Origin of the sequence: Pontibacter qinzhouensis, from assembly GCF_008017455.1 — a bacterium.
Taxonomy (GTDB): Bacteria; Bacteroidota; Bacteroidia; order Cytophagales; family Hymenobacteraceae; genus Pontibacter; species Pontibacter qinzhouensis.
Genome location: NZ_VRTY01000048.1, coordinates 28,053 through 45,186, shown reverse-complemented (window position 1 = coordinate 45,186; position 17,134 = coordinate 28,053). Strand labels below are relative to the sequence as shown.

The window sequence follows — 17,134 nt, the reverse complement described above, 5'->3', positions numbered from 1 at the left end:
TTCTAAATAATTCATCTATTCGCTCTCTTTACCGAGAAGAAAAGAAGTTGAATAATTAACATGCCCACCGTAGTATAAAGCGAGCTCGTCATAATTTTAATCAACGTAAACCACGCCTCCTGTAGCGTAAACACCTCCAGGAAAAACACAAAGCTATGATGGATCAGGATGAGGATAAAGGCGTATGCCAGAAACCAGCGCCAACCCATCAGGTGTATGTTCACGGTGTCGTTGGTGTCATAACCATCGCGTGGCGTGAGAAGGTTCAAAACCGGGGCTCTTAAAAACGCCAGCAGCACACTGGCCCCTGCGTGTATGCCCATGGTGTCGTAAAACACATCTACCGAAAAGCCTGCTATAAAGCCAAGAAATAAAATCCAGGTGCGGTTGGTGTAGATCGGTAAAAAGAGCAGAAAAGCTACGTAAATAAAGCAGAAAGCTGTACTGTATAGCACCAGGTGGTCCATGAGCAGCACCTGCAAGGCTACAAACAGTACATACTGCACAATATGGGTGAGTCCGAACTTACTGGTCATGGGGAATAATTCCTGCGTTGTTTTCCAAAGTTTCGCGTTCCTCGCGTAGCGGGCTTTCTACCACATATACATAAGAGAGCTGCGCAAAATCTACCGACAAGGCTATTTCGATAGTATAAAAGCTCCTGTCCGGCTCCTGCTCTACCGAACTGATGGTGCCCACCACAATGCCCTCCGGAAACACGGTGGCAAACCCACTGGTTACAATGGTATCTCCCACAACCGGCTTTACGTGCAGCGGAATGTAGTCCAGGAGGGCGGTGCGGTAGTCGCCTCCGGTCCATTTAACCGTGCCCATGGTATTGTCTTTTTTGATTTTGGCCGATACCAGCATCTGGGAGTGCAGCAGCGAAGTTACGGTAGCATAATGCGCCGACACTGTTTTAATGCGGCCAACTGCTCCGGTAGAAGCAATAACTCCCATGCCTGGTTTAATGCCGTCGGCACTGCCAATAGAAAGGGTCAGGTAGTTATTCGTGCGCCTGATGGAATTGTTGATAACCCGGCTGGCATGCAGAATGTAAGGACTGGCCATCATAGAGTCGGAGGCAGCATACAGCATACCCGATAGCTCTGCTGTACTGTCGGCCTGTTCCTCGAGGTGCTGCCGGAGCACCTGTTCGCGTAGCGCAGCGTTCTCACGGGCGAGTATGCTGTTAACGGAGGCCAGCCTGAAATAGTCTGTTACGCTGCTTTGCACCTCCAGCACGCGCCCTACATAGGTGCTGGCAGAGTTAAAAAATGCGGCACCCTGGTAGGTGTTGTAGCGCACGACCATGTACACGCAAAGGATCTCCAGTAACACGAACAGCAGGAACGCACGGAACCGATATATAAAAGCGAAGAGGTCACGCATGTGCGCCTGTTACGTCAGCAATACGTTTTTAAAGCCTTCAATGTCTTTTATAGCTGCTCCGGTGCCTCTTACAACCGCTCTGAGCGGGTCTTCGGCAATATGAATGGGCAGTTTGGTTTTGGCAGCCAGTCGCTTGTCGAGGCCACGTAACAAGGCACCGCCACCTGTCAGGTGAATGCCGTTGTCGTAAATATCGGCCGAGAGTTCCGGTGGGGCAATTTCCAGCGCCTTCAGCACCGCTTCTTCTATTTTAGAGACAGATTTGTCGAGGGCGATGGCAATTTCCTGGTAGGTTACTTTTATAACTTTCGGAATGCCTGTCATCAGGTCGCGTCCACGAATTTCGTAGTCGGCCGGTGGGTTTTCTATTTCGGTGAGGGCGGCACCTACTTCTATTTTAATTTTCTCGGCAGAGCGCTCCCCGATCAGCAGGTTGTGCTGGCGGCGCATGTAATCCAGAATGTCTTTTGTAAACACATCGCCTGCCACTCGTATAGACTGGTCGCACACAATACCCGAAAGCGCGATTACGGCAATCTCAGTCGTACCACCGCCAATATCCACAATCATGGAGCCGATGGGCTGCTCCACGTCAATACCGATACCTATGGCGGCTGCCATGGGTTCCTGAATCATCCAGACCTCTTTGGCACCGGCGTGCTGGGCTGAGTCACGAACGGCTCGTTTCTCCACTTCGGTAATACCCGACGGAATACAGATAACCATGCGGTGCGACGGCTGGAACAAGCGCCGACCTGTGTCGATCATCTTGATCATGCCCCGGATCATCTCCTCTGCCGCATGGAAATCAGCGATTACACCGTCTTTTAAGGGGCGGATGGTACGGATATTTTCGTGCGTTTTTTCGTGCATCTGCATCGCATTCCGGCCAATGGCTATTACTTTGCCACTTGTGCGGTCTACGGCAATGATCGAAGGTTCGTCAACTACAATTTTATCGTTATGGATGATCAGGGTATTGGCCGTACCCAGATCTATGGCTATATCACTAGTCAGAAAATTAAATAGTCCCATCTTAAAGAAGTGCAGGCATGCAGATACCTCTGTTATATATAAAAGATACGATGTTCGTAAACAAAAACTTGCGGCAAAATTAGTGAATTTAAGCGGAATTAATAACCAACATTGCTTCTGGCGCTTATTTATTAATTTTTTCTGTTACTTACATGCTACATAATGCCTGTATGGTGGTAGGGTTAGGCAGCTTTCTCTGAAAAATTCTATTTCGGAAGATCTTAAGATATGTGGCTATGCTGAACCCTTGGCATCTAAAAGGTGTAGAACCCTTCGGAAGGCCTTTTTCATTAGAATAATTTGGTTGTTGGTTATTGATTATTAAATCCTGATTATTAAATGGTTGGTTCTGGAGCAACTCTGAATACTCCAACCAGCGGTACCCTGGCACCAAAAAGGTTCAAAATCTTTCGGAAGGCCATTTCCATTCAAATAATTCGGCTCATTCAGACAAATCAATCCTCGTCGAACATTCTTAGCTCAGCTTTAGGGTACGTATCGAAGTGGGCGGGACGTTGGGTAATGTCGTGGTAGCAGATCACGTCTTTGGCGTAGTAGTGGATCACCATGCTCTTGCGCGTGAGCTGTGGGTTCAGCACTGGGTTGCCGCCGTGCAGCAGGTTGGCATGCCAGATAAACACATCTCCCTTTTTAGCAAAAAAGTTCTTTTTCTGCAGTTGCTGCTCCTGAATTACGCTTTCTATCTTGTGCTCGTACTTTTTGTAGGCATTGTCGCCGATACGGAAGGTGGTGGAGCCACTGTCGAAGTCTTTGCTGAGCACGTAGGGGAGGGTGTGGCTGCCGGGGTAGTAGAAGAGGGCTCCGTTCTCCAGGGTTGTATCTTCCAGGGCAATCCAGGCGGCCAGCAGATTGCCCAGCGGGTAAGTTGTCATGTGGATCGAGTCGGAATGCGCTTTCTGCTCGCTGCCTTTCAGGAAGTTGATGGTCTGGAACGGGATGACCTGCCTGCCCAGGATGAACTGCAGGATCTGGAGCAGCTCCGGCGTGTAGAGCACATTTTTAAGTGCCTCCGAGTGCTTAAAGGCAAACATGATTTTTTTGTTCGTATAGTTAAAGCCTACCTCATGTTGCTGCAGCAGCCGGTCTATCTCGCTGTTGATGGTATCTGCAATTTCATCTGAAAAGAATTTCTGCAGAATAAGGTAGCCCTGCTCCGGCCAGGCCTTGAGTTGTTGCTGTATGTGTTCCGGAAAAGTGCTGAGCTTTTTGCTCTGTTGTAGTTCCTGCAGGGCAGTTGGTCTGTCGAGCCAGGGAGAAGGTTGTGGTGGCAGTTGCGCCAACTGCTCGCTGGAGATCGGTCCGAAAATGGATTTATCGAGCTGGAACTGGCGGTAAAGGAGCTTGTTGTGCTGCAGTTTTTTGTAGTTGATCAGGTTATGCAGTACATACACCGCTTTGTAAGAGCGCAGTTTGCCCGTATACTTATCCAGAAATCCCATTCGTAATCTAATTAAAATCAGCTCTAAATATACAGGTTTATCTGTGAAGGAGCTGAGGCAAATTCAAAATTAGAAACGCTAAAAAGAGACAGGCCAGATGTCTGCAAAAAAATAGCCCCTCCCGGCAGCAGAAGCGGGAGGGGCTATAGAACTAACTTCGGCAAAACTTCTCAGAACGCGACAGTAAACTCTTTCACCTCCTGCAGAGGGAAAAAAGTCCAGTGTCTTGTGTCTGACGTCTTGTGTCCTTTTTTAGTGTTTGAAATGACGCACACCTGTCATGACCATGGCCATGTTGTGGGCATCGCAATAGGCTATAGAATCTTTGTCTTTAATAGATCCACCTGGTTGCACCACTGCTTTAATACCAGCCTGGTCGGCTATTTCCACGCAATCGGGGAACGGGAAGAAGGCATCGGAAGCCATTACGGTTTTGCTGATGTCGAACCCAAAGCTCTGTGCTTTCTCGATGGCCTGGCGCAGGGCATCTACACGCGAGGTCTGGCCAACACCGCTGCTGAACATCATTTTGTCGGTAGCCAGCACAATGGTATTCGACTTGGTGTGCTTGCACACTTTGGCCGCAAATACAAGGGCTTTTTTCTCTTCGGCTGTTGGCTCGCGCTGGGTTACAGTTGTAAAGTCGGCTTCTGTTTCGGTTTTCAGATCTTTGTCTTGCTCAATTACACCGTTCAGGAGCGTTTTAAACTGCTTTTTAGAGAGTTCAACCGGCTTTTGCTTCAGCAGAATACGGTTTTTCTTGGAGCAGAGCAGTTCCAGGGCATCGGCATCATATTCCGGAGCTATCAGCACTTCAAAGAACAGCTTGTTCAGTTCGTCGGCGGTGCCCAGGTCTATCGGTCTGTTCGCGATAATAACTCCGCCAAACGCAGACACAGGGTCAGAAGAAAGCGCCAGAAGGTAGGCCTCTTTTATGGTGTCGGCGGTGGCGCAGCCGCAGGCGTTGGTGTGCTTCAGAATAGCTACGGCAGGTTCTTCGAACTCAGCACCTAAGGCTACAGCCGCATCTACATCTACCAGGTTGTTGTAAGAAAGCTGCTTACCGTTGAGTTGCTCAAACAGGTCTTCGAGCTTACCGAAAAAAGTGCCTTGTTGGTGCGGGTTTTCGCCGTAGCGCAGCGGGGTGGCCTGACGCACGCTCTGCTTAAATACCTGCTCCTGGCTTTCCTGGTTCAGGTAGTTAAAAATGTGGGTGTCGTAGTGCGACGAAATGTCGAAGGCTTTGGCCGCGAAGCGCTTGCGGTCTTCGAGGGTAGTGGCGCCATCTTTCTCTTGCAGCAGCTCTACCACCTCGTCGTACTGGTCGCGCGACGACACAATGAGCACATCTTTAAAGTTTTTGGCAGCAGCCCGGATCAGAGATATGCCACCAATGTCGATCTTCTCAATTACATCAGCTTCTGCCGCTCCCGATGCCACTGTTTCCTCGAAAGGGTACAGGTCTACCACCACCAGGTCGATGGGCGGTATCTCAAACTTCTCCCGCTCGGCCAGGTCAGAGTCGTTGTCGCGGCGGTGCAGAATACCTCCAAACACTTTCGGGTGGAGCGTTTTTACACGACCGCCGAAAATAGACGGATAGGCAGTTAAGTCTTCTACAGCTACCACGTTAGCACCTTGTTCCTCTAAAAAGGTTTGGGTGCCACCAGTGGAGTAAATAGTTACACCGTTGGCTTTCAGCAGCTCCACAAGCGGCTCCAGACGGTCTTTGTAATAAACTGAGATAAGTGCGGATTTAATTTTGGTAGTCTCCATATAGTCGTATATGTTATTTGCCTTTTTTAAATTTTGAATGCGTGATTGCGTGAATTATTCAGATGAAAATGGCCTTCTGAAGGCTTTAGATAGATGTTAGACACCAGACTTTTAATTTAGTTAAGAGTTAAAAGCTGTAGTCATATCAGCCATTTAACAATTTAACCATTAAGCCATTTATCAACCATCAATCAACAAACAACAATCATTTTAACTAACGTAATCTTGAAGCAGAGGTGCTAGCGCTGGCTGTTTTCTGTGCCGTTGCTCAGCAGCAGTTCCTCTACCACTTTGGGCAGGTACTCATGCTCGAGCTGCAGCACACGGGCTGCCAGTTCTTCGGGGGTGTCGTGGGGCAGCACCGGGCAACGGTACTGGCGCACCAGGTCGCCTTTGTCATACTCCTCATTCACGAAGTGAATCGAAATACCTGACTCCTGCTCTTTTGCCTGCACTACGGCCGTGTGCACATGTATGCCGTGCATTCCTTTGCCGCCATAATAGGGCAGCAGCGCCGGGTGTATGTTTATAATTTTATTCGGAAAGGCTTTTACAATGTGCTGCGGCACCAGCCACAGAAAACCCGCCAGCACAATCAGGTCGGGCTGGTACTCCTGCAGTTGCAGGAGCACTTTGTCGGAGTTAACGAATTCATTTCTGCTAAACAAAAGAGCCGGGACATTAAATGTCTCGGCTCTTTTCAGGGCATAGGCGTTTGGGTTGTTCGAGAACAAAGCAGCTACACGTATGGTGGTGTGGTGCTCAAAGTACTCCATCAGGCGCTGTGCGTTGCTGCCTGAGCCCGAAGCCAAAATAACTATATTCTTTTTATCTGGTTGTGCCAAGGGTTCTACTCATGAATTTTGGCGCAAAGATAGTGTTTATCTTTTAAGATTGGGAATTTGTCTGCTCCTGAAATGAATGCTTGATCTTAAACTGGCCGGTTGAAGAGGTTTAAACAGCAGGTTTGGTTTAAGGTAGAACTGTGTACCCTTGGCTAATTCAGGCTCAAAAACCTTCTGAAGGCCAATTGCATTCTAATAATTTATTTCTGCTTGGTTCTAGCCTTAAACGACCAGGTAAACCGGAAACTGGCTACATGGTCGCCAGCCTCGTCGGTGCCCAGGGCGGTGGCGGTAATCGTCTGGCCCTCGCCGGTGGCTTTTGCTCTTTCCACTGTCTGCTGTATCTGCTCCCCGTCTTCGCACACAAACAATATTTTGCCAACGGCCTTTTTGGTGAAGGTGGCCTCCATGTGCACCAGCAGCATGGAGATGGCAGGCCGCGCCTGGTGTATGTGCAGCAGGCAGAGCACCCCTGTCGAGAGTTCGGCGGCCATACTCAGGCAGGCGAAATAGATAGACCGGAAAGGGTTTTTGTTCAGGTACTTAAACGGTATGGTGGTGGTAGCCTTGGTTTCGGAGAGGCTGGCAACGCGCACATCTGCCAAAAGTGCCATCGGCAGGTTGGCCAGCATAAACAGCCGCATTTTGGCGGGCGAGGATATTTTTTGAATAAAAACCTCTTTTGCATCGGGTTGAGCCATAGGAGCAGGAGTTACATAAACAGAGCAGGCCAGACAGCCGCTGGTAACACTGGTACGTAAGGCAACCCATAAAAGAAACGGTTTTGCCTTACGAAGTAGCCGCTTGCTGGCTGCAGGTTTTGCAAAGACCTTCGGCCGAGAAGTGCAGCTTGGCTACTTTGTAACCAGCCGGCAATTGCATGGCCGGAATATGCACCTCACTTATACAAAAGGTTTGGCTGCAGTTTGTGCAGCTAAAATGGATGTGGTTGTCGAAGTGCTGGTGTTGCGTGCAGGCTTCCTGGCAAAGGGCATACTTTATGGCTCCGCTGATGTCGTTGATGCTGTGTAAAAGTCCTTTCTCCTTAAAGGAGTATAGCGTGCGGTAAATGGTAACGCGGTCGTAACGGTCGTTCAGGGTCTGTTCTATGTCGGCATGCGCTAGGGCATGGTCGTTTGTCAGGAATAAGTCCAAGATGTCGAGGCGGCACTTCGTGTTCCGGAGCCCGTAAGTCTTAATAAGTTCTTGTGCTTGTTTTGTCATGAGTTTTAGGAACCAACACGGCAAATATACGAGCATTCGCCGAGGCCTGAAAAGCCTTTGTGCGTTCTATATGAGAATGTTGCGAATTCAGCTGAAATTTTACTATAAAAATGTAGCACTTTTTTCATACAGTAACAAAAAACGTACGTATAGCCAAAAAACGATATTCAAAGCGAATTTACAGCAACAATACTTTCAGAGGTGTTTTGTTGTTGGATATTTTTAATGTTTAAATTTTTCTAAAATTTTTATTGAATGATGACAAATTTACGTTCCTTTTTTCTTTCAGCATTTTTTGTGCTGCTCTTTTTAGCAGGCTTCGCAACGGTAAGTAACGGGCAAGTAGTACATACTACCCTTAAAGACCGGACTTTCAACGTGCGCGAGCAGGTTACCTTCGATGTAGTAACTGCACAAGGCCCAGCACCTGCTAACACCAATGTTAAATTACGTTTTACCCTTATGGGTACCAACGCCACCTTGCTGGGCTCTAAAATACAAATGCAGTACATGCAGGGCAGCGATTGGGTTAACCTTCCATTTACTGACGGTGTCGCCACGTTCGGACCCGAAGCTGGTTTTCCGCTGGCAGATGCTACCCGGCAGTTTAGAGCTACCTTTGAGGCCGCCGGTAATCTTGGCTACCGCATCGAAATTGTGCCTGCAGCCGGTGGCGCTGCGCTGGCTGGTGCCGACGAGACATTTAATGTAAATGCCATATCGTCTCCTACAGTTAATTCAACGCTCGATAATTACCCAGCAGGTGAGTTAACATCTGGCCGCGATACCGAGTTCGATGTATTTTACTCAGCAGGCGACAGAACCGCAGACCTGGTTTATTTGAGATATGTTTTCACCAACCCCGCACAACGCGACAAAGTAAGGTTATATATTGCCCCTGACCCTGAAGGCACACCACCTGCATTTATGGCGCTTACAAAAGATGATCAGGGTAATTTTCTGTATGCTCCTGAAGGAGGATTCCTGCTAACAGGCACCTCTACCAGCCAGGCTAATTTGCTAATGCGTATTAACTTTGCGGAAGCCGGAACATACGAGTACAAAGTAGATCTTGTGCACGCCACCAATGGTGTAGTGGTAGCCACTGTTTTGGAAAATGTAACTGTTACACAGGGAGCTACTATTTCGAGCACACTCCATAACATGCAAAATATAGTTAAAGGTACAGCCACCGATTTTACAGTAGCTATAACAGAAGGCGTAACAGCAGATGGCCCGGTTCGCATCAGGTTTACGCTGGCAGACCCGGAGCAGGCTGCTAATGTAATGCTGATGGCAGAAACTGGCACAGCCGGTGAATACGAAACCCTGACATTGCAAGATGGCGCTTTATGGTACGGCCCGGAGGCAGGACTTCCACTTAAAGATGCAACCTTTAAATTCAGAGTACAGTTTGCTGAGGCAGGTAACTATGCCTATACCATACAACTTATTAAAATGACGAGCAACCGCCGTGTATTAGCTATGGCCGATGAAATGGTAGAAGTCTTAACCGTTACCAGTGCCAAAGATAAGATCGAGAACAGCCAGATTGTAGCTTATCCTACTGTTTCTAACGGTTCTGTTCGAGTAGACCTGGGCAGTGTGCGCGATGCCCAGATAGCGGTAGTAGATATGTTGGGCAAAACTGTGCTGACCATTGATCGTGCCAATGGGTCGGCCGAAATAAACACGTTGCGCCTTGCTAACGGCATCTATTTTATAAGAGTAATGAAAGGCAATGAAGTAGCCGTGAGCCGCTTTGTTGTTCGATAGTCTGTTTTGTGTTTTCATAAAAAAAGGCTGGGATATTTCCCGGCCTTTTTTTGTTTCAAAATCTAAGGTTCAAGCATGAAAGTCTTGTAAGGCAAGGTCCGGCACAAATTATTCAAATGAAATTGCCCTTCAGAAGGGAAAACTGTGCTTTAGATCCAAGGGTATATTAGTTTACGAAGAGCATGGAGAGGATGCCGGTTAGCATAAGCAGTTTGCCGAGGTTGCTCAGGAAAGTAAAGTCGCGTTTACGATCGGCCCGCACGAGCTTTACCAGAAACCAGATACTTGGCACGAAAACCAGCAACAGCATATAAATCTCGAAGACGAAACCAGTAGAAGGGTGAAAAATAACCAGCAGGATAAAAGCCAGGAAAACGGCAATAATCGGGTAGAGCACCAACTTTGTATTAGCAAGCCCGGCCACAATAGGTAACGTACGGCAGTCGAAGGTGGCATCGCCTTTAACGTCTTCCATGTCTTTTATTATTTCGCGGATAAACGAGATCAGGAACGCAAACACAGCATAGCTAATAGTGATCTTGTTCAGTTTATCGGCGTAAACGGCTACTACCAGTAGCATGGAGGCTCCCAGCAAGGCAATGGCAACGTTCCCGATGAGCATCATGCGCTTGAGCAGGGCAGAGTAACCCCACAACAACAGCACCGCCCCCAGGTTTATAAGCCCAACCGGCAACGATAGCCAGAAACCCATGAGCACGCCCAGTATCGAGAGCAGAAAATGCCAGCCCATTGCCGGACGCCTTCTGATAGACTTGCCTATAACCAGGCGGTCTGGCTTGTTGATGGCATCTATTTTAACATCGTAATAGTCGTTTATGATGTAGCCGGCAGCAGCCACAAAAACAGTAGAGAGTGTAAGTGTAACAAAGCCTGGCTCCCAGATACTGCTCCACCTGATGTGGTACGACAGCAGGCACACCTGTACCAGCGCCTGGCACAGTATGATCAGGACCAGGTTCGGAAACCGGATAAGACTCAGAAACTCTTTCAAGGCAGCCTTTCGTAGAATGGTAGGGAAAAATACGCTGCAAAGGTAAACCAGGCGCAACAGCATCACAAGGTATTTAAGTGCTCATAAAAAAAGCCCCTTTCAGAAGGAGCTTTTCTCTAAACGGTATAGTAATTCTTTCTACAACCTCTGAATGTTTACGGCATTCACTCCTTTTTTGCCCTCCTGGGTATCAAAAGCAACACGGTCGTTTTGCTGAATTTCTAATCCGTTTAAGCCGGTAACGTGCACAAAAAAATCTTCGTTCGTCTCGTCTTCTGTAATAAAGCCGAAGCCCTTAGATTCAATAAAGAATTTAACTTTTCCTGTTTTCATAAAAAAAATAAAATTTAATAATTATTAATTCCGGGTAAAATTAGAATAAAAAACTATATATGCAAGTACTAATTTAAATAAATTTGTATTGGAGTAAGAAATTTTATGATTAAGCTACCACGCATCCTGCGCTTTCATTACTTTTTCAATTAGTTCGCGCACGGCCCCTTTGCCGCCATCGCGAGTAGCTATAAAGCTACTGATGGCTTTAATGTCATCAGCGGCATCGGCGGGGCAGGCACGTAAACCACATCGTTGCATTACTTCAAGGTCTGGCATGTCGTCGCCCATATAGGCTACTGTTGCCGGATGTATACCCTGCAGGTAAATGTAATTCTCGAACTCCTCTACCTTGTCTTCAACTCCCAGAAAAATATCTTCTATATCAAGCGACTCCAGCCTAATGCGCACACCGGGTTCGTTTTTGCCAGAAATAATAGCCACATTAAACCCTTGCCGAATGGCATGTTTAATAGCAAAACCATCTTTGATATTGAAGGCACGCACCTGCTCGCCATCAGCAAAGGCATAGAGCAAACCATCGGTAAGTACGCCATCTACGTCGAATACGAAAGAATTGATGCGTGTAAGGTCTGTTTGTATGATAGACATAGAATTGATTTTAACTTGTATAAGTCTGAAAATAGAGGAAATTGGTGAAGTCCGGAAGTGTTAACCTGCTGATAAAAAAAGTTTTAGCATGCAGTGCAGCGGCTATATAGGATAAATTTATTTTTTTGAAATTTAGCAAAAAAATAAAGGTTCTTTACCGGAAAGAACCTTTAAAAACAGAGAATTTCTCTGACTCATATGTTTTTGATATTGCCTTAGCGCGTCAACTACGAGGGGTTGTTATCGCGCCACTCATATACCCACTTTGCCTGAATCTGCTCCAGGTGGCCTTCGTTAGCACCTTCGCGCTTGCCCTCGAAATTAGGTAAAGAAAGTACCCAATCTATAAGTTCTGTAAACCGGATGCGGTATATTTTCGATTCTGTGAAATCGTCCCCAAACTTTTCGTACAGGGCCATGGCTATATCTTCATGGTCTGCCCAGTGCATGGGTGGTTCATAGCTCTTGTTCATATGGTTCTTTTTCTTGATTTAAAAACTGCTTTGCCGGCCAGCAAAAATGCCTATCGTTTTTCTGAGGCAAGTTACTGTTTGCCTTCTGCAAATAAAATTAATTGTGGTGCCTGCCAGGCTATTAATGACCCAGGAAATCCTGCTCGGGTATGGTTATTACCAAATCTTCGTTGCCTTGCACCACGCACTGGCAAGCCAGCCGGGAGTTAAGACGCGGATCTACGGCCCGGTCGATAAAGTCTTCTTCTTTGTCTGTAATCTCAGGCAGGTCGTCCATGCCGGCCTCTATATACACGTGGCAGGTGCTGCAGCCGCACACACCACCGCAATTGTGTTGTAGTTTAATGTTGTTGTTGAGGGCCACATCAAGCACCGACTCGCCTTCTACGGCAGCATGAGTCTGGTCGGGAGCGCCATCAGCAAACTTAAACGATATATTTATAACTTTCATTAGTCTTTAATTTTAGAGTGCAAAGTTATGAAACGCTCGGCCCGAATCAAAACCAGCCTGTTTTAAAGCTTTACCTTATACTGCAACCACGGCCTGGCAGATGCCTGAGCGGAAAATTATTGTGGCGGTTGGCTGGCAGTAGCGGCTATGCTGGCAGATAGTAGCTCGTAAAGTTGTCTGTAACCGGTCTGCTGCTGCAGGAGGCGCAGGTGTTCCTCGAGCACGTTGTGGTCGCCACGTACGGCGGGGCCTGTTTGCACAATAAAAGGGTGGAAAGCGGTTGCCTTGGCTATAGTTTCCTGGATGAGCGGCTGCAGCAGCTCATGGGGCAGGTTAGCCTGCTGAAGAATCTCTCTGCTGATGCCAAGCAAATGGTTTGTGAAGTTGCAGGCAAAAACAGCTGCCACATGCAGTTGCTTCCGAGCCTCCGACGATACCATATGCACCGACTGGCTCAGGCTTTCGGCAAGGGCCTTTAGTTCTTGCCGGGTCTGCTCTTGCTGGGCTTCTATCAGAATTGGAATACTGCTGAAATCTACTGGCTTCTCTTTTGAAAAAGTCTGGAGCGGGTAAAACACACCGGCCCGGATGCTGGGTTTCTGTTCAAGCACCTGCAGCGGCTGCGAACCGGAGGTGTGCACCACTAAAGCGTTTTCCGGCACCTGTAGCTCCTGGGCTACTGTGGCCAGTGCAGCATCTGGTACCGCGATAATGGCGCAATCGGTGGCAGTGTGCTGCAGGTTGAGGTGAGCTAGGGGAGACGCTGCCGGTAGTTTTGCGGCCAATGCTTCGCGATGAGTTGCGGTGCGACTGTAAACGTAACTGATGGTATGACCTGCCGCCGCTAAAGCCTGCCCGAGGTGCCAGGCCACATTACCGGCTCCTATCAATGCTATCTTTTTACCATTTTGCTGCATAGGTTTTATTTCCAGGAGCTAAAGTAGGCTTTTTAGCCGCTAGATGTTAGATACTAGACTTTTTTAGTTAAAAGTTATGAATTAGAAATTACTCATTCAATCGAAATTTCTTCATCTTCAAATCAACCATTTAATAATCAGCAATTAACAACCAGCAACCAAATTATTCAAATGGAAATAGCCTTCAGAAGACTTTGCAGTGTTTTTTTGCTGAGGGTTCAGGCTTTACTTTTTAATATTTTTTCTCCCAGTCGGTATCTTCGAGGTTAAAAATACTGTCGACGGTACTGTTAAATATGGCTGCGATCTTAAGCGAAAGCAGTGTGGAGGGCACAAACTTGCCTATTTCAATAGAGTTTATCGTTTGCCGCGATACACTTACTTTTTCTGCCAGGTCTGCCTGTGTCATGTTCATTTTCGCCCTTTCTACTTTTATTGAATTTTTCATGAACAAGGTTACTCTTTAATTAGGTAGATTCTAGCATAAAAAATAGCGATGGCAAGCGCAAAAACCAAAATGCTGAAATGGTTTATCATCTCCAGTTGCCACGTAATAAGTCCTTTTGTAAAAAGATACCCTGTTAGATGTGCTACAATAAATGCCAGTAGAAAAGCCAATGTCATAGAGCTAAACCGTAAACTATACGACCTTTCGTCTTCCATTTTCTCTTTTGAGATAAAAATAAAGAACAAGCCCATCAGGAGTGGTACTTCTGCACCAATTGTATTGTCCAGAAACAATGTTGGTATGCCGACTGCTACTAAAGCAAAACCTGCATATTTTAAAAAATGCGATGTTAATAGTGTAGCTATCATACTGACAGATGTTATAGTGAGTAATAAGTTAAATGTAAATTTTATTACTCAAAAAGACAAGTTTACTTTACAAAAAGATTATTTTAATTTACAATTTTAAACTTTAGATATGGTGATCTCAGAACAGTATATAAGGATAGGTTTAGTAAATGCTTTATACATTGTTTGAATTATTCAGATGAAAAAGCCCTCCAGAAGCTTTTTCAGTAATTTTTGGCTCAGGGTGTATGCCTGCTTAGAGAGAGCTGGAAGTGCGGGTTTAAGGAAAATAGAAACAAAAAAGCCCTTGCTGCTGTAGCAAAGGCTTTTCAGGTAATTTAAGTGAGGTAGTGTTAAGCTACCTGCGCTTTTCGTTTATTCTTTTTGTCAATAGAAGGAGCTTTGCCATCTGCTCCTGTTTCCTGCTTGCGTCGCACAATGGCCATCACAAAGCCAATAGACATCACGATAGTACCGATCCAGAGAATGTTTACAAATGGTTTCTCCATGGCTTTCAGAATAATCCAGTCTTTCTGAGAGGCGTTTACGCCAATGGTGAACGTGTTCTTTTCGGTGTTGATGTTCATGAAGGTAATGCGCAGGCCCAGGTCTTCGATGGTTTCCGGTACACGGCCCATCATCTGGTCTTTAATCATGAGCACAGGGTGCGCGTGGTAGGCTTTGCGCTCGCCCAGAATCTTCATGTCGGCTTGTACTGCTACATCGCCGGCAGCCATTTCTACGCCAGGTACCTGCGGTATGCGCTCTATGCCGTTAAATATGGTTACGTAGTCGTTCAGAATCAGGGTGTCTCCGGCTGCTACCTCATGCTCCTGCAGTTGCCCCCACTCTCTTTCTTCAGGCGCTATAGACGATACGTGTGAGTAAAGGTCTTTGTCGGCAAAGTGCTCTATGTCGGGAGAAGCCAGCAGACCCATGTTCTCGTTTACCTGTGCACGTGGGTAAAGGGTAAATGTATCTTTGTCGCTGCTATACTCTACCTCAAAAAACGTGTTCTCCGGTGAGTGCAGGTCCAGGGTATCGCCAGTTTTGTAATAAACCTTATTTTTGGCTTTGATGTCGCCACGGGCTATAGCAACATATTCATCATCGGTGCGGAACAGGAGTTCTTTGCTCACATAGCCGGGTACGCCTTTCACTTCCATAAACTGGCCGTGGTAGCTCACTTTGTATTTGCCCATTTGTGTTGGAGCGTTGCGCCAGAGCAGCACGTTGTCGCGGTTTATTTCATCCGGAAATTCACGGGAATAAAGTAAGCCCGAGTTGTTTTGCGAGATGATGTTGGAATAGCCTGATGAGAACAGAATACCAATCAGCATAAGCGCTATGCCAATGTGCGCTACAGCACCACCCGATAAGCTCACCTTTTTCTGAACCAGGCCAGCTATAATGCTACCGTTAGCAAAAACAGCAAACAGTGCCGTAACGAACAACGTTATGTAAACCGGGTTATCCAGCTTAAAGGAGAAAATATCAAATTTATTTGACAATATAATAACGAGGCTGGCGAACAGCAGCGTAAACATGAGCGGAAGCGTAATGGCATCTTTAAAGCTGTTCTTGTTTGCTTTTTTCCACCATAGCAGCTGCCCCACACCGGTTAATATGGCAATAGCCACGCCTGCCCATAACTGAAATTTAGTGTAGTGCTCAATTTGGTCGGCAGGTAAGGCTGCATTAGACTCGATGCCGATAAAGCCCAAAAAGGAATTATAAACCGGAATAGAAGTAGTGGCCAGCACCTGGAAACCTGCCAGGCAAAGCACCGCTGCTCCAATAAACACCCAGAACTCGGCACTGTAAGTAGAAAGCTCTTTTTCGGTGCTCGGAATTTGTTTCCAGCGGTATACCAACAGGGCAATGGCCAGTACGGTAAAGGCTGCCAGATAAGTAAATAACTGCCCTGATAAACCTAAGTCGGTAAAGGAGTGCACGGAGGCGTTTCCTAAAATGCCGCTTCGGGTGAGGAAGGTGGCGTACAGAATGAGCAGGAAAGATGTGATAACCAGGATAAACGAAGCACTCAGGCCTTGCTTACTGCGTCGGTACGCGATCATGGTATGAATGGCACCGATGAGTACCAGCCACGGAATATAAACGGCGTTCTCTACGGGGTCCCAGTTCCAGTAACCACCAAAGTTCAGTGTTTCGTAGGCCCAGTAAGCACCCATCATAATTCCAATGCCCAAACTCACAGCCGCAAAATGCGACCAGGGCAGCGCATATTTTACCCAATCAGTAAACTTGCCTTTCCAGAGGCCGGCAACAGCAAAAGCAAAAGGAACCAGCGTAGCCGCAAAGCCCAGGAACAGAGTAGGCGGGTGAATAACCATCCAGTAGTTCTGCAGGAGCGGGTTCAGGCCAGTGCCATCGGTCGGCACAAAGTTCGGGTCCATTTTAAACACAGGCGCATCGGTCATGAAATCGCGCATGAGTATAAAAGGAGAGGAGCCTAACTTAAAATCACCGATAACGACTCCCAGAATCATAGAAGTCAGGAATATCTGAACGAAAGAGAAGGTCGCCATAACAGGTGCTTCCCAGGTTTTGTTGTTACGGGCCGAACGCATGAGCACCAGGCCAAGGGCTACGTGCCAGAACGTCCAGAGCAGAAACGAGCCTTCCTGACCTTCCCAGAAGCAGGAGATCATGTAGTAAACCGGCAGGTGATTAGAGGAGTGGCTCCAGGCGTAATAATATTCGTAGCGGTGCTCGTAAATAATATTGAATAAGCAGAAGATAACGGCTATTACAGCAAAGGAGTGCACATAAAAAGCACCTCTTGCCAGGTTGCGCCAGCTGGTATCGCCGGAGGCTTCGGCCTTTTTGCCGGAAGCCATAAAATAGGCATAAGAGGCTACAATGGCTGCCACAAAAGCAATGATCACACTCACATGGCCAAAGTCCCCGATCAGCGTATTTATCATTTCTAAGAGTTAAAAGTTAAGAGTTATGAGTTAAAAGTGGAATAGAGAAAAGAGCTGAGGGTAAAAAGCGAGTCTTAAACTCATA

The 17,134-nt window shown here is 47.0% G+C and carries 18 protein-coding genes; 1 reads left to right on the top strand and 17 read right to left on the bottom strand.

The annotated features are described in order from the left end of the window. Positions 1-11: 11 nt before the first annotated feature. From FVR03_RS13550 to FVR03_RS13515, 8 genes are all read right to left on the bottom strand, one after another. Complete coding sequence (locus FVR03_RS13550; RefSeq protein ID WP_147922294.1) at positions 12-536, bottom strand: hypothetical protein; 525 nt, start codon at positions 534-536, stop codon at positions 12-14. Continuing rightward, a complete protein-coding gene (mreC, locus tag FVR03_RS13545) occupies positions 526-1,392 on the bottom strand; it encodes a rod shape-determining protein MreC (RefSeq protein ID WP_147922293.1) in 867 nt (288 codons plus the stop codon). Before mreC ends, FVR03_RS13550 begins: the two co-directional genes overlap by 11 nt. A 9-nt stretch (positions 1,393-1,401) precedes the next feature. Continuing rightward, positions 1,402-2,427, bottom strand: coding sequence for a rod shape-determining protein (locus tag FVR03_RS13540; protein ID WP_147922292.1), 1,026 nt, complete (start codon positions 2,425-2,427; stop codon positions 1,402-1,404). 455 nt (positions 2,428-2,882) lie between these two features. Further along, complete coding sequence (locus FVR03_RS13535; protein WP_147922291.1) at positions 2,883-3,887, bottom strand: phytanoyl-CoA dioxygenase family protein; 1,005 nt, start codon at positions 3,885-3,887, stop codon at positions 2,883-2,885. Positions 3,888-4,139: 252 nt separating this feature from the next. Beyond that, positions 4,140-5,663 carry a bifunctional phosphoribosylaminoimidazolecarboxamide formyltransferase/IMP cyclohydrolase gene (gene purH / locus FVR03_RS13530; protein ID WP_147922290.1) on the bottom strand — a complete coding sequence of 508 codons (1,524 nt, stop codon included), beginning with the start codon at positions 5,661-5,663 and terminating at the stop codon, positions 4,140-4,142. A 239-nt stretch (positions 5,664-5,902) separates the two neighbouring features. Further along, on the bottom strand, positions 5,903-6,508 hold the full coding sequence (gene purN / locus FVR03_RS13525) for a phosphoribosylglycinamide formyltransferase (RefSeq protein ID WP_147922289.1): 606 nt from the start codon (positions 6,506-6,508) through the stop codon (positions 5,903-5,905). 200 nt (positions 6,509-6,708) lie between these two features. Beyond that, complete coding sequence (locus tag FVR03_RS13520) at positions 6,709-7,209, bottom strand: PaaI family thioesterase (RefSeq protein ID WP_255474216.1); 501 nt, start codon at positions 7,207-7,209, stop codon at positions 6,709-6,711. 88 nt (positions 7,210-7,297) lie between these two features. Beyond that, positions 7,298-7,732 (bottom strand): Fur family transcriptional regulator, encoded by a 435-nt coding sequence (locus FVR03_RS13515; protein ID WP_147922288.1) that lies wholly within the window; start codon positions 7,730-7,732, stop codon positions 7,298-7,300. A 255-nt stretch (positions 7,733-7,987) separates the two neighbouring features. On the opposite strand from FVR03_RS13515, the gene FVR03_RS13510 reads away from it, so the two are divergent. After that, on the top strand, positions 7,988-9,508 hold the full coding sequence (locus FVR03_RS13510; protein WP_147922287.1) for a T9SS type A sorting domain-containing protein: 1,521 nt from the start codon (positions 7,988-7,990) through the stop codon (positions 9,506-9,508). A 166-nt stretch (positions 9,509-9,674) separates the two neighbouring features. Here the strand turns inward: FVR03_RS13510 and FVR03_RS13505 are convergent, their stop codons facing one another. The 9 genes from FVR03_RS13505 to ccsA all read right to left on the bottom strand — a co-directional run bounded on the left by FVR03_RS13505 (position 9,675) and on the right by ccsA (position 17,049). Then, positions 9,675-10,583 (bottom strand): geranylgeranylglycerol-phosphate geranylgeranyltransferase, encoded by a 909-nt coding sequence (locus FVR03_RS13505; protein ID WP_255474217.1) that lies wholly within the window; start codon positions 10,581-10,583, stop codon positions 9,675-9,677. A gap of 75 nt (positions 10,584-10,658) precedes the next feature. Then, the gene (locus tag FVR03_RS13500) at positions 10,659-10,853 is read right to left on the bottom strand and encodes a cold-shock protein (RefSeq protein WP_147922285.1); all 195 of its coding nucleotides are present in this window, start codon (positions 10,851-10,853) and stop codon (positions 10,659-10,661) included. Positions 10,854-10,967: 114 nt separating this feature from the next. After that, complete coding sequence (locus tag FVR03_RS13495) at positions 10,968-11,465, bottom strand: KdsC family phosphatase (RefSeq protein ID WP_147922284.1); 498 nt, start codon at positions 11,463-11,465, stop codon at positions 10,968-10,970. A 227-nt stretch (positions 11,466-11,692) separates the two neighbouring features. Then, complete coding sequence (gene iscX / locus FVR03_RS13490; RefSeq protein WP_147922283.1) at positions 11,693-11,938, bottom strand: Fe-S cluster assembly protein IscX; 246 nt, start codon at positions 11,936-11,938, stop codon at positions 11,693-11,695. Between the two features lie 121 nt (positions 11,939-12,059). Continuing rightward, positions 12,060-12,389 carry a 2Fe-2S iron-sulfur cluster-binding protein gene (locus FVR03_RS13485; protein WP_147922282.1) on the bottom strand — a complete coding sequence of 110 codons (330 nt, stop codon included), beginning with the start codon at positions 12,387-12,389 and terminating at the stop codon, positions 12,060-12,062. 116 nt (positions 12,390-12,505) lie between these two features. Beyond that, entirely contained in the window at positions 12,506-13,306 is an 801-nt protein-coding gene (locus FVR03_RS13480) for a Rossmann-like and DUF2520 domain-containing protein (RefSeq protein WP_147922281.1), read from the bottom strand. 232 nt (positions 13,307-13,538) lie between these two features. Continuing rightward, positions 13,539-13,754: a helix-turn-helix transcriptional regulator gene (locus FVR03_RS13475; protein WP_147922280.1), complete on the bottom strand. Its 216-nt coding sequence runs from the start codon at positions 13,752-13,754 to the stop codon at positions 13,539-13,541. An 8-nt stretch (positions 13,755-13,762) separates the two neighbouring features. Then, positions 13,763-14,122, bottom strand: coding sequence for a hypothetical protein (locus FVR03_RS13470; protein ID WP_147922279.1), 360 nt, complete (start codon positions 14,120-14,122; stop codon positions 13,763-13,765). A 332-nt stretch (positions 14,123-14,454) separates the two neighbouring features. Then, positions 14,455-17,049, bottom strand: coding sequence for a cytochrome c biogenesis protein CcsA (ccsA, locus tag FVR03_RS13465; protein ID WP_147922278.1), 2,595 nt, complete (start codon positions 17,047-17,049; stop codon positions 14,455-14,457). Positions 17,050-17,134 lie beyond the last annotated feature (85 nt).

Coding starts and splice junctions, on each gene's coding strand:
- FVR03_RS13550 (WP_147922294.1), bottom strand. CDS start 536: ATGACCAGTAAGTTCGGACTCACCCATATTGTGCAGTATGTACTGTTT.
- mreC (WP_147922293.1), bottom strand. CDS start 1,392: ATGCGTGACCTCTTCGCTTTTATATATCGGTTCCGTGCGTTCCTGCTG.
- FVR03_RS13540 (WP_147922292.1), bottom strand. CDS start 2,427: ATGGGACTATTTAATTTTCTGACTAGTGATATAGCCATAGATCTGGGT.
- FVR03_RS13535 (WP_147922291.1), bottom strand. CDS start 3,887: ATGGGATTTCTGGATAAGTATACGGGCAAACTGCGCTCTTACAAAGCG.
- purH (WP_147922290.1), bottom strand. CDS start 5,663: ATGGAGACTACCAAAATTAAATCCGCACTTATCTCAGTTTATTACAAA.
- FVR03_RS13520 (WP_255474216.1), bottom strand. CDS start 7,209: ATGGCTCAACCCGATGCAAAAGAGGTTTTTATTCAAAAAATATCCTCG.
- FVR03_RS13515 (WP_147922288.1), bottom strand. CDS start 7,732: ATGACAAAACAAGCACAAGAACTTATTAAGACTTACGGGCTCCGGAAC.
- FVR03_RS13510 (WP_147922287.1), top strand. CDS start 7,988: ATGATGACAAATTTACGTTCCTTTTTTCTTTCAGCATTTTTTGTGCTG.
- FVR03_RS13505 (WP_255474217.1), bottom strand. CDS start 10,583: ATGCTGTTGCGCCTGGTTTACCTTTGCAGCGTATTTTTCCCTACCATT.
- FVR03_RS13500 (WP_147922285.1), bottom strand. CDS start 10,853: ATGAAAACAGGAAAAGTTAAATTCTTTATTGAATCTAAGGGCTTCGGC.
- FVR03_RS13495 (WP_147922284.1), bottom strand. CDS start 11,465: ATGTCTATCATACAAACAGACCTTACACGCATCAATTCTTTCGTATTC.
- iscX (WP_147922283.1), bottom strand. CDS start 11,938: ATGAACAAGAGCTATGAACCACCCATGCACTGGGCAGACCATGAAGAT.
- FVR03_RS13485 (WP_147922282.1), bottom strand. CDS start 12,389: ATGAAAGTTATAAATATATCGTTTAAGTTTGCTGATGGCGCTCCCGAC.
- FVR03_RS13480 (WP_147922281.1), bottom strand. CDS start 13,306: ATGCAGCAAAATGGTAAAAAGATAGCATTGATAGGAGCCGGTAATGTG.
- FVR03_RS13475 (WP_147922280.1), bottom strand. CDS start 13,754: ATGAAAAATTCAATAAAAGTAGAAAGGGCGAAAATGAACATGACACAG.
- FVR03_RS13470 (WP_147922279.1), bottom strand. CDS start 14,122: ATGATAGCTACACTATTAACATCGCATTTTTTAAAATATGCAGGTTTT.
- ccsA (WP_147922278.1), bottom strand. CDS start 17,049: ATGATAAATACGCTGATCGGGGACTTTGGCCATGTGAGTGTGATCATT.